Origin of the sequence: Actinoplanes sp. NPDC048791 (assembly GCF_040650095.1) — a bacterium.
Lineage (GTDB): Bacteria > Actinomycetota > Actinomycetes > Mycobacteriales > Micromonosporaceae > Actinoplanes.
In genome coordinates, this window is record NZ_JBEZGQ010000132.1 from 1 (window position 1) to 13,223 (window position 13,223).

The window sequence follows — 13,223 nt, forward strand, 5'->3', positions numbered from 1 at the left end:
CGAAGGTCCGCACCGAGGTGGTCTCGGAGACGGAGGCCATCCCGTTCCGGACCACGCTGGTCCGGGACCCGTCGCTGCCCCCCGGCACCCGGGAGATCGAGACGCCCGGAGTGCCCGGCGAGCGGCTGCTGCGCTACGAGGTCACCTACACCGGGGACCGGGAGACGAGCCGGCGCCTGCTCGACTCGACGGTGACCCGCGAGCCGCAGGACCGGGTGGTGGCTTTCGGCAACCGGGGACGCGGCGGTGGCGGCCAGCACAGCGGCGGGCGCGGCCGGCACGACCGGGGGCAGGGCCACCGGGAATGCCGTCTGCTGGGCTCGTGCGTACGGATGGGCCGCGGGGCGATCTGCACCCACGGCGACAAGTCCGACGCCCGGGCGGAGAGCATCATCGACGGCGACCTGAGCCTGCTCGATCCCTCGGACATCGACGAGCTGGAGCTCACGCTGCCCTGCCCGGACGAGGACAAGAAGACCGGCCAGGGCGGCAGGACCGAGGTCGAGCAGAAGTAATTCGTTGGCCGGGGCCGGGCGCGGCGACGGACACTGCCCCGATGCGTGCGACGTTCGAGGAGCTGATCGCCGAGGCGGCGGCCGTACCGGTGGAGGGCTGGGACTTCTCCTGGTTCGACGGGCGGGCCACCGAGCAGCGCCCGTCCTGGGGCTACGCCCGGCTGGTGGCCGACCGGATGGCGCGCGCCGAGGCGGCGCTGGACGTGCAGACCGGTGGCGGGGAGGTCCTCGCCACCGTGCCGAAGCCGCCCGCCCGGCTGGTGGCGACCGACTCCTGGCGTCCGAACCTGCCGGTCGCCGCCCGCAATCTGCGGCCCCTCGGCGCGCTCGTGGTGGAAGCGGCCGACGCGCCCACCCTGCCGTTCCGCGACGGCGTGTTCGACCTGGTGGTGAGCCGGCACCCGGTCGGGACGCTGTGGGACGAGGTCGCCCGGGTGCTGCGGCCCGGCGGCACCTTCCTGTCCCAGCAGATCGGCGCGGGCACCAACCGGGAGCTGTCCGAGGCCATGCTCGGCCCGCTGCCGCCACCCGACCCGCGGCACCCGGAGAGATTGGCGGCTGCCGCCCGGGCCGCGGGCCTGACCGTGCTCGACGTACGGGCCGAGACCCTGCGGGCGGAATACTTCGACGTCGCCGCGGTGACCTACTTCCTGCGCAAGGTCGTCTGGACGGTGCCCGGCTTCAGCGTCGAGAAGTACCTGCCCCAGCTGCGCGCCGTGCACGATCGGATCCAGGCGGGCGGCCCGTTCGTCTCGTACGCCCGGCGGGTCCTGATCGAGGCGCGCAAACCGGGCTGAGGTAGGCGAGGATGAGCGGCGTGGCGTTGAGTGACGAGCGGCTCGGTGAACTGGCGGCCCGGCTGACCGAGGTGCCGGGCGTGACCGCGGTGCTGCTGGGCGGGAGCCGGGCCCGCGGCACCCACACCCCGGATTCCGATACCGACCTGGGCGTCTACTACCACCGGCCGCTCGACGTGGCGGTCCTCGGCGAGCTGGCCCGGACCTTCGGCGGGCCGGCCGCGCAGGTCACGCCGGTCGGCGGCTGGGGGCCGTGGGTGGACGGCGGCGGGTGGCTCACCGTGGACGGCGCGGCCGTCGACTGGATCTACCGCGACCTCGGCCGCGTCACCGCCGCCTGGGCGGACGCCGAGCAGGGCCGATATGCGTTCCACACCCAGGCCGGCCATCCGCTGGGCGTGCCCGACTTCGCGTACGCGGGTGAGGTCGCTCTCGGTGTGGTCCTGGCCGACCCGAAGGGTGAGCTGACCGCCCTGCGTGCGCAGATGTCGACCTACCCGCCGGCGTTGCGCGACGCGCTGGTCGCCGGACTCTGGGAGGCCGACTTCCTGGTCGGGCTGGGCCGCAAGGCGGTCACCCGCGGTGACGCCGCCTACGTGGCCGGCTGCCTGTTCCGCCTGGTCGGCGTCTGCACGCACGCCCTGCACGGTGCCGCCGGCCGCTGGCTCGTCAACGAGAAGGGCGCCGTCGCCGCGGCCGCCGCACTGCCCGGCGCCCCGCCGAGGTTCCGCGAGCAGGCCGACGCCGTCTTCACCGCGGTGGACGGCGACCCGGTGCATCTGACCGCGGCTCTCGACGCGGCCGCCGACCTCGTTCTGGAGACGGCGGACGCGTGCGCCATGATGACGCGATGACCGCCGATCAACCCACCATCCTCGCCACGAGCGCCGGATTCGCCCGCGGCCGGTACGGCACCTTCGACATGCGTCCCGGCCCGGTCCACCGCTTCGCCGCCGACCTGGCCAACGCGGGGGACACCGCCAAGTTCTGCTTCCTGCACCAGGCCGTCGGTGACCCCGACAACTGGATCGGGGCCACCTACGCCGCCTTCGCCAAGACCCGCTACCGGGCCTCGCACCTGCAGCTCTTCCCGATGCCCAACCACGACGACATCCGCGCCCACCTGCTCGACCAGGACGTGATCTGGGTGAACGGCGGCAGCGTGGCCAACCTGGTGGCGGTGTGGCGGGTGCACGGGCTCGAGGAGATCCTGCACGAGGCGTGGCAGGCCGGGGTGGTGCTCGGCGGCGTCTCGGCCGGTTCGATCTGCTGGCACCAGGGCGGCAGCACCGACAGTTACGGGCCCGACCTGCGGGCGTTCACCGACGGGCTGGGCTGGCTGCCGTACAGCAACGGGGTGCATTACGACGCCGAGGAGCAGCGCCGGCCGATGATGCACAAGCTCATCGGCGACGGCACGCTGGGCGACGGCTACGCGACCGACGACGGGGCCGGGCTGGTCTACCGCGGCACCCGCCTGGCGGAGGTCGTGGCCGACAAGCAGGGACCCCGGGGGTACGAACTCAAGCGGGCAGCGGACGGCTCGGTGACCGAGACGCCGCTGCCCACCCGCGTGCTGGACTACTGAACTACTGAGGCAACTTCCACTTCTGGTTCGCCGCACCGAGGCAGTCCCAGATGTGGATCTGCTGGCCGTCGGCCGAGCTGTTCTGGCTGACGTCCAGGCATCGGCCCGACTGCGGGTTGCGCAGGCTCTGGTCCGGCTGGGCCGACCAGACCTGCGCGCCCGAGCCGTTGCAGGTCCAGAGCTGGGCCTTGGTGCCGTTGGCGGTGGCGCCACCGGCCACGTCGAGGCACTTGCCCAGCGCCTTGACCGGACCGTTGGCGGTCACCGTCCACTTCTGCGCGTTGCTGTTGTTGCAGGTGTAGAGCTGGATCTTGGTGCCGTCGGCGGTGCCGGCGCCGGCCACGTCCAGGCACTTGTTGGCGAGGCCGACGATCGGGCCGGTGCCGGCGGGCGGCGGCTGGGTGCCGCCGAGTTCCTTGATCCGTACGTTGCGGAAGGCGGCGTCGTCACCGTCACCGTGGTTCTGCAGTCCGATGTGCCCGGCCAGCGAGCGCACCGGGTCGGTGTTGGTGAAGTCGTTGATCCTCGTGCCGTTCAGGAAGACCTGCAGCCGCTCGCCCTCGACCAGCAGCTCGTAGGTGTTCCACTCGCCCGGCGGGTTGAGCGCGGCGTCGCGGGCCGCCAGGTCCGCCGACTTGAACGTGTAGACGGCGCCGGTGGTGCGGTCGGCGGCGTCGGTCGCGTCGATCTGCACCTCGTAGCCGTTGTTCACCGCTGACCACGGGTCGGTCGACGGCGGGAAGCCGATGAAGACGCCCGTGTTGTCGTCGCCGGCCAGCTTCCAGTCCAGCTTCAGCGAGTAGTTGGTGAACTGCTTCTGGCTGTACCAGAACAGGCCCATGCCGCCGGTCGAGGTCAGGGTGGCGTCGCTGTTGGTGAAGGCGCCCGGACCGGCCTGCGACCAGCCGGCGGTGGAGCCGTTGTAGAGCGGCGTGTAGCCCGTCTCCGGGCGGCAGTCGGCGTTGCTCGCCTCGGCCGCGTACCGGATGCCGCCGAGCAGGTGGGCCCGGAAGGCCGGGTCCGCGTACGACTCGATGGTGTGGCCGCCGCCGGTGTAGAAGGACCGGCCGCCCTCGTAGGTCTTGCACCACACGTGCGGGTGGTCGGCGCCCATGCCACCGCCCGAGTACGAGCTCTCGTCCAGAGTGGCCAGCACGTGTGCCGTGGACCGGGCGTTGGTGCGGTAGTTGTACCACTCGTCGGTGCGGTTCCAGCGCTGCGGCAGGTGCGCGGTCGCCGAGTGGGCGCGGTCCTCGACCACCACGGCGGCCGGCTGGATCGCCGGGTGCGAGGCGAAGTACGCGCCGACCAGCTGACCGTAGAACGGCCAGTCGTACTCGGTGTCGGCCGCGGCGTGCACGCCGACGTAGCCGCCACCGCCGCGGATGTAGCCCTCGAAGGCGGTCTGCTGGGTGGCGTTGAGCACGTCACCCGTGGTGTTGAGGAAGACGACGGCCTCGTAGCCGGCCAGCCCGGCCGTGGTGAACGCCGCCGGGTCCTCGGTCGCGGTGACCGAGAAACCGTTGGCCGCGCCCAGGTCCCGGATGGTCTGGATGCCGGCCGGGATGGCGTCGTGCCGGAAGCCCGCGGTCCGGGAGAAGACCAGCACGTCGTAGGGGTCGTCCGCGGCGGCGGCCGCCGGGGAGGCGACCGCGACCGAGGCCGGGATCAACAGCAGGGCACCTAGCACTTTGCCGATCATGGCAACACCCACTTCTGGTTGGCGGCGCCCAGGCAGTCCCAGATGTGGATCTGCTGCCCGTCGGCCGAGCTGTTCTGACTGACATCGAGGCATCGGCCCGACTGCGGGTTGCGCAGGCTGCCGTCGGCGTTCGCGGCCCAGTTCTGCGCGGCGCTGCCGTTGCAGGTGTAGAGCTGCGTCTTGGTCCCGTTGACGGTGGCGCCCCCGGCCACGTCGAGGCACTTGCCCAGCGCCTTGACCGTGCTCCCGGCGGCCACGGTCCAGTTCTGCGCCGCGCTGCCGTTACAGGTGTATAGCTGGATCTTCGTACCGTCGGCGGTGGCGCCGCCGGCCACATCCAGGCACTTGTTCGCCAGCCCGACGATCGGACCGACGCGGGCCGCGGAACCGTTCAGCGTGAACGCGTCCAGGTCGAACAGAGAGCCCGCACCGCCCGCGAAGGTCAGGTACAGCGGGCCGGTGGTGTTCGGCGCGCCGGAGACCGTACCGGTGACGTTGACGAACGTCTCCCAGCCGCCGGTCACCGGCACTGTGGCCGAGCCGACGATCGGGCCGGTGGCCGAGCCGGTCCGCAGTTGCAGGGTGCCGCCCACCCCGCCGGAGGAGGCCCGGGCGGTGAAGGAGGTGACCCCGCTGAGCCGGTACGGCTCGAACGCGATCCAGTCCCCGTTGTTGATGTTGCCGACGGTCTGTCCGCCCTCGGCCGGCGTCTTGGTGAACTTGTCCACTCCGGACGAGGTCTTGAAGTGCTCGGCCTGCCGGTGCCGGGGCTGCAGCGTGTGCTGGGTGTGCGTGGTCAGGCCGCCGGCATCGGTGTACTCGGCGTCGAAGATCGCGAAGATGTTCGCCGCCGAGTCGTGCTCACCGTCGACCGGGATGGTGATGGTGCCGGTGCAGCCGTTCTGCGAGGTGATCTGGTGACCGTGGCTGTCGTGGCCCAGCACGTACGTCAGCTTGACGTTGGCGCAGTTGATCGAGCTGTCCTCGGGGTCGGTGACCGTGATCGAGAACGGGACGCTGTCGCCGTACGAGAAGAGCGTGCCGTTGGGCGGGTTGTTGATCGTGACCGTGGGGGCGGTGTTGCCGACCCCGATGGTCACGTTGGCCGTGCCGGTCAGCCCCTCGGGGTCCCGCACGGTGAGCGTCACCTGGTACGTCCCGTTGGCCGTGTACGTCTTGGTCGGGTTGGCCGCGGTCGACGTGGTGCCGTCACCGAAGTTCCACGAGTACGTCAGCGCGCCACCCTCCGGATCGGACGATCCGGCCGAGGAGAACGTCACGTCCAGCGGTGCCTGCCCGGAGGTCCGGTTCGCGCCGGCCACCGCGGTCGGCGCCCGGTTGGAGCCGGCCAGGTAGTCGAAGCGGTACAGCGCCGAGTTGACGTCACCGTTGAAGTAGCCGGTGCCGTAGTCCAGGACGTACAGCGAGCCCTCGGGGCCGAACGCCATGTCCATCACCTGCTTGCCGACCCAGGGGAAGGCCGAGATCTCGCCGACCGAGCCGTCGGTGCCCACGTGGATCGGCTTGATCCAGCCGCGGCCGAGCTCACCGGCGAAGAAGTGGCCGTCCAGCGAGGCGGGGAACTTGGTGGGGGAGTTGAGGTTCGTGTTGTAGCGGTAGACCGGGCCGGCCATCGGGGACTCGGAGCCGCCGCCGAACTCGGGCGGGGTGCCGGCGTCGCCCGCGTACCGGATCCAGGCCGCCCGGGCCGGCGGCAGCTTGCTCTGGCCGGTGTTGCGGAACGAGTTGTTCGTCGGCCCGCCGGCGCAGTCGTACTTGGCGCCGGTGGTGCCGTTGGCGAAGTTCCACTCGTTGTAGGTCTCGGCGCTGGTGTTGTTGCCGGTGCAGTACGGCCAGCCGTAGTTGCCCGGGCTGGTGATCCGGTTGAACTCGACCTGGCCGCTGGGCCCGCGGTTGGGGTCGGAGGAGCCGGCGTCCGGGCCGTAGTCACCGAGGTAGACGACGCCGGTGGCCTTGTCCACACTCATCCGGAACGGGTTGCGGAAGCCCATCGCGTAGATCTCGGGACGGGTGTTCGCCGTGCCCGGTGCGAACAGGTTGCCCGCCGGGACGCTGTACGTCCCGTTCGCGTTCACCTTGATCCGCAGCACCTTGCCGCGCAGGTCGTTGGTGTTGCCGGCGCTGCGCTGCGCGTCGTATCCGGGGTTGCGGTCGGTGCGCTCGTCCAGCGGCGAGTAGCCGGCGGACTCGAACGGGTTGGAGTCGTCCCCGGTGGACAGATAAAGATTGCCGGCCGCGTCGAAGTCGATGTCCCCGCCGACGTGGCAGCACAGGCCACGGCTCGCCGGCACGTCGAGCACGTCGACCTTGCTCGCGGTGTTGAGCGTGAAGTCGGCGTTGAGCGTGTAGCGGGAGAGCCGGTTGACGCCGTTCCAGGCGGAGAAGTCCGAGCCGCTGGCCGGGGCGTCCCCGGCCGGGGTGCTCAGCGGCGGCGCGTAGTAGAGGTAGATCTGCCGGTTGGTGGCGAAGCCCGGGTCGACCCCGACACCCTGCAGCCCTTCCTCGTCGTGGCCGTAGACCGCGAGGGTGCCGACCACAGTGGTGGTGCCGTTCTTGTCGGTACGCCGCAGCGTGCCGTTGCGGGCGGTGTGCAGCACCGAGGAGTCGGGCAGCACCGCGATGGCCATCGGCTCGCCCATCTCGGCGACGCCCTTGGCCAGGGTGACCTGCTGGAAGTCGGCGGGGTTGATGTCGTGGGCGGCGGCCGGTGCGGCGGTGGCGACCAGACTCGCGGCGACGAGCAGGGCAGCTCCGGCTGCGTATCGAAGTCTGGGCATGCGTCGATATCTTGGGGACATGGGTGACCGTCCCTTTCCTGACGTAGGGGAATTGCCAGGTGTGGGCAACGGCGGCGCGGTCCGGGGAATGACCACGTCGCGTGTTACCAGCATGTAACAGTGAGCAAACGTTAGTAACTTCTCGCTCAACTGTCCATACTTTTGACACAACCGCATGGACTTTCGTCGATTACAACAAAAAGATGCGCCGCCCGACGTGGGCGACGCATCGTGATGACGAAAGAACGCGTCAGGACGCGTAGTGCAGGATCACGTTGTGCACGTGCTGGGTCTTCTCCGAACCGCGGAACTCGACCTCGTAGGTGTGCGTGCCCACGCTGATCGCGATGGTGCCGGTCGAGAAGAACTGCCCGGCCCAGCTCTTGTTGCTTACCACGCTCACGCTGCTCACCTTGGAGTACGGGATGCTGGTGATCGCGAAGCGTTTCCCGACGAAGGACTTGTCCTGGATGATCACGCGACGGGTGGTGAGCCCGATGAAGCCGGTGCCGGCGCCGACGGCGTCGTACACCGCGATGATCTGTTCACCCTCGAGCAGGCCGCTCTCGATCTGCTGGAGCTGGCCCTTGCTGTCGTAAATCGGCGCCGTCATGATCCCGAGGTTACTGAGGCCCGACCACTGTGCGGTAGGCGTCCTCGATCCGGGCCGCGAGGGTGACCTCACCGTCGGTGATGGTCTCGCCGTCGGACGCGCCGAGCAGGATCTGCGTGTGACCGTCCATGCGCCGGATGCTGGGCCGAAGGCGCAACGTGTCGGCGGCGACCTTGATCCGCTCCGTCAGAGCGGCATGCTGGCTGTCGTCACAGGCGAGGATGCGCTTGAGCTGGACCCCGTCCTGGGTCCACCCGCCCAGCACCGCGAGCGCGTCACTCAAGTAGTCGGAGCGGGTACCCCGTAGTTTCCTGCCCCGCATGGCCGCACCTCCCTGGCGTCGTTGCCGGCTTGTGGCCAAACTGTCGCCGTGTCGTCATGGTCGGTGCCCACAGTCTTGTCTTCCCCGTCAACTATGTCCACGCCCACATATCCGTGTTCTCGTGACGATCGGGACGCATCGTTCAACCTGATCGGTCAAGTTTTGTGGCACGCTCTTGGCTCATGTCCCATGAACGCCACGTCAACGGCCGTCCGTCACCGAGGGTGATTGTCGCGGCAGTGATCGTGCAGGACGGCCGGGTGCTCGCCTGTGAGCGCTCCGCGCCGCCGGAGGTTGCCGGGCGCTGGGAGTTCCCGGGCGGCAAGGTCGAGCCCGGGGAGACCGACGCTCAGGCGCTGGCCCGCGAGTGCGCGGAGGAGCTGGGCGTACGGGTGGCCGTCGGGGCCCGGGTGGGACCGGACGTGCCGCTGGCGCACGGCCGGGCCGTCCTGCGCGTCTTCACGGTGACGCTGCTGGACGGCGACGAGCCGCGCGCCCTCGAACACACGGCGATGCGCTGGCTGGCCGCCGACGAGCTGGACAGTGTGCCCTGGCTGCCGGCGGACAGGCCGATCGTCGCGGAACTGCCGGTGCTACTGGCCGAAGGTCCGGCGTAGCTCGCGCTTGAGCACCTTGAAACTGGGTCCCATCGGCAGCGCCTCCACGAAGCGGATCTGCCGCGGGTACTTGTGTTTGCCGAGCTTCTCCCGGGACCAGTCGATCAGCTCCTGCTCGGTGATGCCGCCCGGATCGGGCACCACGACCGCGCAGATCTCCTCGCCGTGCACCGGGTCCGGCACGCCGATGACCGCGACCTGCACGACGGCCGGGTGCCGGGCCAGCGCCTCCTCCACCTCGCGGGGGTAGACGTTGAAGCCGCCCCGGATCACCAGGTCCTTCTTGCGGTCGACGATCGTGATGAACCCGTCGGCGTCCTTGGTGCCCAGGTCGCCGCTGCGGAACCAGCCGTCGACGATCGCCTCGGCGGTGGCCTCGGGCCGGTTCAGATAGCCGGCGAAGACGTTGTGACCGCGGATCACGATTTCGCCGAGCTCGCCGGTGGGCAGCAGCTCGATGCGCTCGTCGACCTCCGCGCGGGCGATCTCGACCTCGACGCCCCAGATCGGGTGGCCGATGGTGCCGGCCCGGGTGCCGAACGCCGGCTGGTTGGTGGTCGCGGTGGGGGAGGTCTCGGACAGCCCGTAGCCCTCGAACACCGTCGAGTGGAAGGTCTCGCTGAAGCGTTCCAGCACCGCCACCGGCAGCGAGGCGCCGCCCGAGACGCAGATCCGCAGCTCCGGCAGCTTGTCGGCCTTCGCCGCCGCCTCCAGCAGGCCGATGTACATCGTCGGCACGCCGTGGAAGACGGTCACGCGCTCCCGCACCATCAGGTCGATCGCGGCCTCACCGGTGAAGCGGGCCAGCAGCACCAGCGTCCCGCCGAGCCGGAAGGTGCCGTTCATGCCCACGGTCTGGCCGAAGGTGTGGAACAGCGGCAGGCAGCCCATGACCACGTCGTCGGCGCGTACCTCGTTGGCGTCGAAGACGTTGACGGTCGCGTTCATGACCAGGTTGAGGTGGGTGAGCAGGGCGCCCTTGGGCTCCCCGGTGGTGCCGCTGGTGTAGAACACCACCGCGACGTCCTCGGCCTCGCGGCTCACGTACGTCGGCAGCGGCGGGACCGCGGCCGACACCTCCTCCAGCCGCGGCGGGGCGTCCGGCACTCCGGGCGGCATCGGGCCGACACTGGCCACCCGCGTGCCGGAGATGCTCGCGGCGCCCATCGCCGTCTTCAGCTGGCTGGAGTGGGACACGAGCAGGTCGGCCCGGCTGTCGCGCAGGACGTACGCCATCTCGTCCGCGGTGAGCAGGAGGTGGACCGGGACGATCCGGGCGCCCACCGCCAGCGCGCCGTAGTACGCCCGGGGGAAGTCGGCCACGTTGGGGATCAGCACGGCGACGGTGTCGCCCGGCCCGATGCCCAGCTCCCGCAGCCCGGCCGCGTACGCCAGGGACTGCTGCCAGAGGTCGCGGTAGCTGATCCGCTCGGCGTGATCCACGATCGCGACCTTGTCCGGATACCGCCGGGCGGCCTCGGCCAGCACGGCTGCCAGCGACAACATCGTCATGCGAGATGCCCTCCGATCTTGGTGTAGCCGCGCAGCAGGTCGCGGGAGATGATCAGGCGCTGCATCTCGTCGGTGCCCTCGTAGATGCGCATCAGCCGGACCTGGCGGTACCAGCGCTCGATCGGCAGCTCGCGGGTGTAGCCCATGCCGCCGTGGATCTGCATGACCCGGTCGACCACGTTGTTGACCATGTTGGCGCCGTACAGCTTGGCCATCGAGGACGCGTGCCGCGGGTCCCAGCCCTGGTCCACGGTCCAAGCGGCCTTGAGGATGAGCCAGCGGGCCGCCTCCAGCTCGACCTCGGAGTCGGCGATCATCCACTGGATGGCCTGGTTGGAGCCGATCGTGCGGCCGAAGGTCTCGCGGGTGTTGGCGTACTCGATCGCCATGCCCAGGGCCCGCTCGGCGATGCCCACCGCGTTCGACGGGATCAGGTAGCGGCCCTTGCCGATCCACTTCATGCCCAGCTCGAAGCCCTGGCCGATCTCGCCGAGGATGTTGCGCGACGGTACCCGGACGTTGTCGAAGATCAGCGCGGCCGGGCCGCCCTCGCCCATGGTCTGGATGAACTCCGAACGCCAGCCCATGTCCCGGTCGACCAGGAAGGCGGTCGTGCCACCGCCGCGCACGCCCTTCTCCTTGTCGGTGACCGCCACGACGATGACGAAGTCCGCGTCGTTGCCGTTGGTGATGAACGTCTTCTCGCCGTTGAGAATCCAGTCGTCACCGTCCTGGCGGGCGCTGAGCTTGATGTTGGCCGCGTCCGAGCCGGCGCCCGGCTCGGTGATCGCGAAGCAGGAGATCCGGTCGCCCTCGATGGTCGGCACCAGATACTCGGCTTTTTGCGCGTCGTTGGCGTAATACAGGATGTTGTCGGCCTCGCCACCGAACTTGAACTGCACGAACGTGCGGCCGACCTCGGTCCAGATCAGCGACTGCAGGACCGCGGGGAGGTCCATGCCGCCGTACTCCTCCGGGGTCGACAGGCCCCAGAAGCCGAACTTCTTGGCCTTGAGCTGCAACTCGCGCAGCTCGCTGCGCTCCAGCCCGGGCTGGTGGTTGCGCTCGCGCCGCAGAGCTTCCTGCTCCAGCGGCATGACATCGCGGGTGATGAATTGACGGGCGGTGTCGCGAACGGCCCGCTCCTCGTCGCTGAGTTGAAAGTCCACGTGATAAAACTAGCGGTGTAAGTTTTGTGCCGTCCAGAGTTTCAGGAGCGTTAAATGGCCCGGCCCCGGCACACCCTGCTCAGCCGAGAGCGGATCGTCGAGGTGGCGGGCCAGCTGGTCGACGCCGAAGGACTCGAGGCCGTCTCCGTGCGCCGGCTCGCCACCGAGCTGGGCGTCGCCGGGCCCTCGCTCTACAACCACTTCCCGACCAAGGCCGAGATCCTGGACGCGGTCGCCGACGCGGTGGTGGCCCGGGTGGACGTCTCGTTCTTCGCCGACCACGACTGGCGCGAGGCGTTGCGGCTCTGGGCGTACTCGTATCACGCGGAGCTCTCCGCCCACCCCAACATCGTCCCCGTCCTGGCCCACGGTCCCGGCCGCCGGCCGGCCGCGCTGGCCATGGCCGACACCGTCTACGGCGGGCTCATCGCCGCCGGCTGGCCGCCGGCCCGGGCCACCCACATCGGCGCCGTGATGCGTTATCTGGTCACCGGTGCGGCCCTCGGCTCGTTCGCCCTAGGCTTCGACGAGGACCCCCAGCTGTACGCCGAGCGCTACCCGCACCTGCGCGACGCCCACCTGCTGGCCGAACACCGGCGCAGCGTCGACGAAGGCGCGTTCGCCCTCGGCCTGGAAACCGTCCTCACCGGCCTGGACGCGCTCAAGGCCCGGCTCGACCCGCTGAAAGGGAGCCTGACATGACCCTCTCCCGCGACCGGATCTACCTCGACGGGGCCTGGACGGCTTCCGCGGGCACCGAGACCATCCCGGTGGAGAACCCGGCGACCGAGGAGATCCTCGGCCACGTGCCCGCCGGCACCGCCGAGGACGTGGACCGGGCCGTCGCGGCCGCCCGGGCCGCCTTCCCCGGCTGGGCCGGGACGCCGATGGCCGAACGCGGGGCGGTGCTGGGCAAGCTGCACGAGGCGCTCGCCGCCCGCGCGGGCGACATCGCCCGCACCGTCGGGCTCGAGCTGGGCACGCCGCTCAAGGTCGCGAAGGCGGTCCAGGCGGGACTACCGCTCACGGTCCTCCGGGGGTACGCCGACCTGGCCGCCCAGCCGGTGCCGGAGGAGACCATCGGCAACTCCCTGATCGTGCACGAGCCGGTCGGCGTGGTCGGGGCGATCACCCCGTGGAACTACCCGTTGCACCAGGTCGTCGCCAAGGTGGCCGCCGCGCTGGCCGCCGGCTGCACGGTGGTGCTCAAGCCCAGTGAGCTGACGCCGCTGGTGGCGTACCTGTTGATCGACGCGGCCGACGAGGCCGGGCTGCCGCCGGGGGTGCTCAACCTGGTGCCCGGCACCGGGCCGGTGGTGGGAGCGGCGATCGCCGGGCACCCGGACGTGGACATGGTGTCGTTCACCGGCTCCACCGCGACCGGGCGGGCGATCACCCACGCGGCCGCGGACCGGATCGCCCGGGTGGCGCTGGAGCTCGGCGGTAAGTCGGCCAACGTCATCCTCGAAGACGCCGACCTCACCAAGGCGGTCAAGGTGGGCGTGGGCAACGCCTTCCTCAACTCCGGCCAGACCTGCACGGCCTGGACCCGGATGCTGGTGCACCGCAGCCACTACGACGCCGCGGTCG

Annotated in this window: 13 protein-coding genes; 7 read left to right on the top strand and 6 right to left on the bottom strand. The window is 70.4% G+C overall.

Features of this window, described 5'->3' with window-relative positions:
• The 4 genes from AB0C29_RS12950 to AB0C29_RS12965 form a co-directional block, all read left to right on the top strand.
• On the top strand, positions 1–515 hold a 515-nt coding region (locus AB0C29_RS12950), incomplete at its 5' end, for a G5 domain-containing protein (protein ID WP_360819389.1).
• A 41-nt stretch (positions 516–556) separates the two neighbouring features.
• Positions 557–1,312 carry a class I SAM-dependent methyltransferase gene (locus AB0C29_RS12955; protein ID WP_360819392.1) on the top strand — a complete coding sequence of 252 codons (756 nt, stop codon included), beginning with the start codon at positions 557–559 and terminating at the stop codon, positions 1,310–1,312.
• A gap of 11 nt (positions 1,313–1,323) precedes the next feature.
• A complete protein-coding gene (locus AB0C29_RS12960) occupies positions 1,324–2,166 on the top strand; it encodes a nucleotidyltransferase domain-containing protein (protein ID WP_360819395.1) in 843 nt (280 codons plus the stop codon).
• Complete coding sequence (locus AB0C29_RS12965) at positions 2,163–2,900, top strand: peptidase E (protein ID WP_360819398.1); 738 nt, start codon at positions 2,163–2,165, stop codon at positions 2,898–2,900. The genes AB0C29_RS12960 and AB0C29_RS12965 overlap by 4 nt, the downstream gene beginning before the upstream one ends.
• 1 nt (position 2,901) lies before the next feature.
• Here the strand turns inward: AB0C29_RS12965 and AB0C29_RS12970 are convergent, their stop codons facing one another.
• From AB0C29_RS12970 to AB0C29_RS12985, 4 genes are all read right to left on the bottom strand, one after another.
• Positions 2,902–4,602, bottom strand: coding sequence for a ThuA domain-containing protein (locus tag AB0C29_RS12970; RefSeq protein WP_360819401.1), 1,701 nt, complete (start codon positions 4,600–4,602; stop codon positions 2,902–2,904).
• Positions 4,599–7,400: a PQQ-dependent sugar dehydrogenase gene (locus AB0C29_RS12975; protein WP_360819404.1), complete on the bottom strand. Its 2,802-nt coding sequence runs from the start codon at positions 7,398–7,400 to the stop codon at positions 4,599–4,601. The genes AB0C29_RS12970 and AB0C29_RS12975 overlap by 4 nt, the downstream gene beginning before the upstream one ends.
• Positions 7,401–7,650: 250 nt before the next feature.
• The gene (locus tag AB0C29_RS12980; protein ID WP_125812592.1) at positions 7,651–8,013 is read right to left on the bottom strand and encodes a PH domain-containing protein; all 363 of its coding nucleotides are present in this window, start codon (positions 8,011–8,013) and stop codon (positions 7,651–7,653) included.
• 10 nt (positions 8,014–8,023) lie between these two features.
• Positions 8,024–8,335 carry a pterin dehydratase gene (locus tag AB0C29_RS12985; protein WP_360545238.1) on the bottom strand — a complete coding sequence of 104 codons (312 nt, stop codon included), beginning with the start codon at positions 8,333–8,335 and terminating at the stop codon, positions 8,024–8,026.
• A gap of 182 nt (positions 8,336–8,517) precedes the next feature.
• On the opposite strand from AB0C29_RS12985, the gene AB0C29_RS12990 reads away from it, so the two are divergent.
• Entirely contained in the window at positions 8,518–8,952 is a 435-nt protein-coding gene (locus tag AB0C29_RS12990) for a (deoxy)nucleoside triphosphate pyrophosphohydrolase (protein ID WP_360819406.1), read from the top strand.
• On the opposite strand, the gene AB0C29_RS12995 is transcribed toward AB0C29_RS12990, so the two are convergent.
• Together AB0C29_RS12995 and AB0C29_RS13000 are read right to left on the bottom strand one after the other, a co-directional pair.
• Entirely contained in the window at positions 8,929–10,464 is a 1,536-nt protein-coding gene (locus tag AB0C29_RS12995) for a long-chain fatty acid--CoA ligase (protein ID WP_360819409.1), read from the bottom strand. The genes AB0C29_RS12990 and AB0C29_RS12995 overlap by 24 nt on opposite strands.
• Positions 10,461–11,633 (bottom strand): acyl-CoA dehydrogenase family protein, encoded by a 1,173-nt coding sequence (locus tag AB0C29_RS13000; protein ID WP_360819412.1) that lies wholly within the window; start codon positions 11,631–11,633, stop codon positions 10,461–10,463. The genes AB0C29_RS12995 and AB0C29_RS13000 overlap by 4 nt, the downstream gene beginning before the upstream one ends.
• Before the next feature lie 54 nt (positions 11,634–11,687).
• Here AB0C29_RS13000 and AB0C29_RS13005 point away from each other — a divergent pair, with 54 nt between their 5' ends.
• Both AB0C29_RS13005 and AB0C29_RS13010 read left to right on the top strand, forming a co-directional pair.
• Positions 11,688–12,335 carry a TetR/AcrR family transcriptional regulator gene (locus AB0C29_RS13005; protein WP_360545230.1) on the top strand — a complete coding sequence of 216 codons (648 nt, stop codon included), beginning with the start codon at positions 11,688–11,690 and terminating at the stop codon, positions 12,333–12,335.
• The coding region (locus AB0C29_RS13010; protein ID WP_360819415.1) for an aldehyde dehydrogenase family protein at positions 12,332–13,223 on the top strand (892 nt) is incomplete at its 3' end. The genes AB0C29_RS13005 and AB0C29_RS13010, both read left to right, overlap by 4 nt.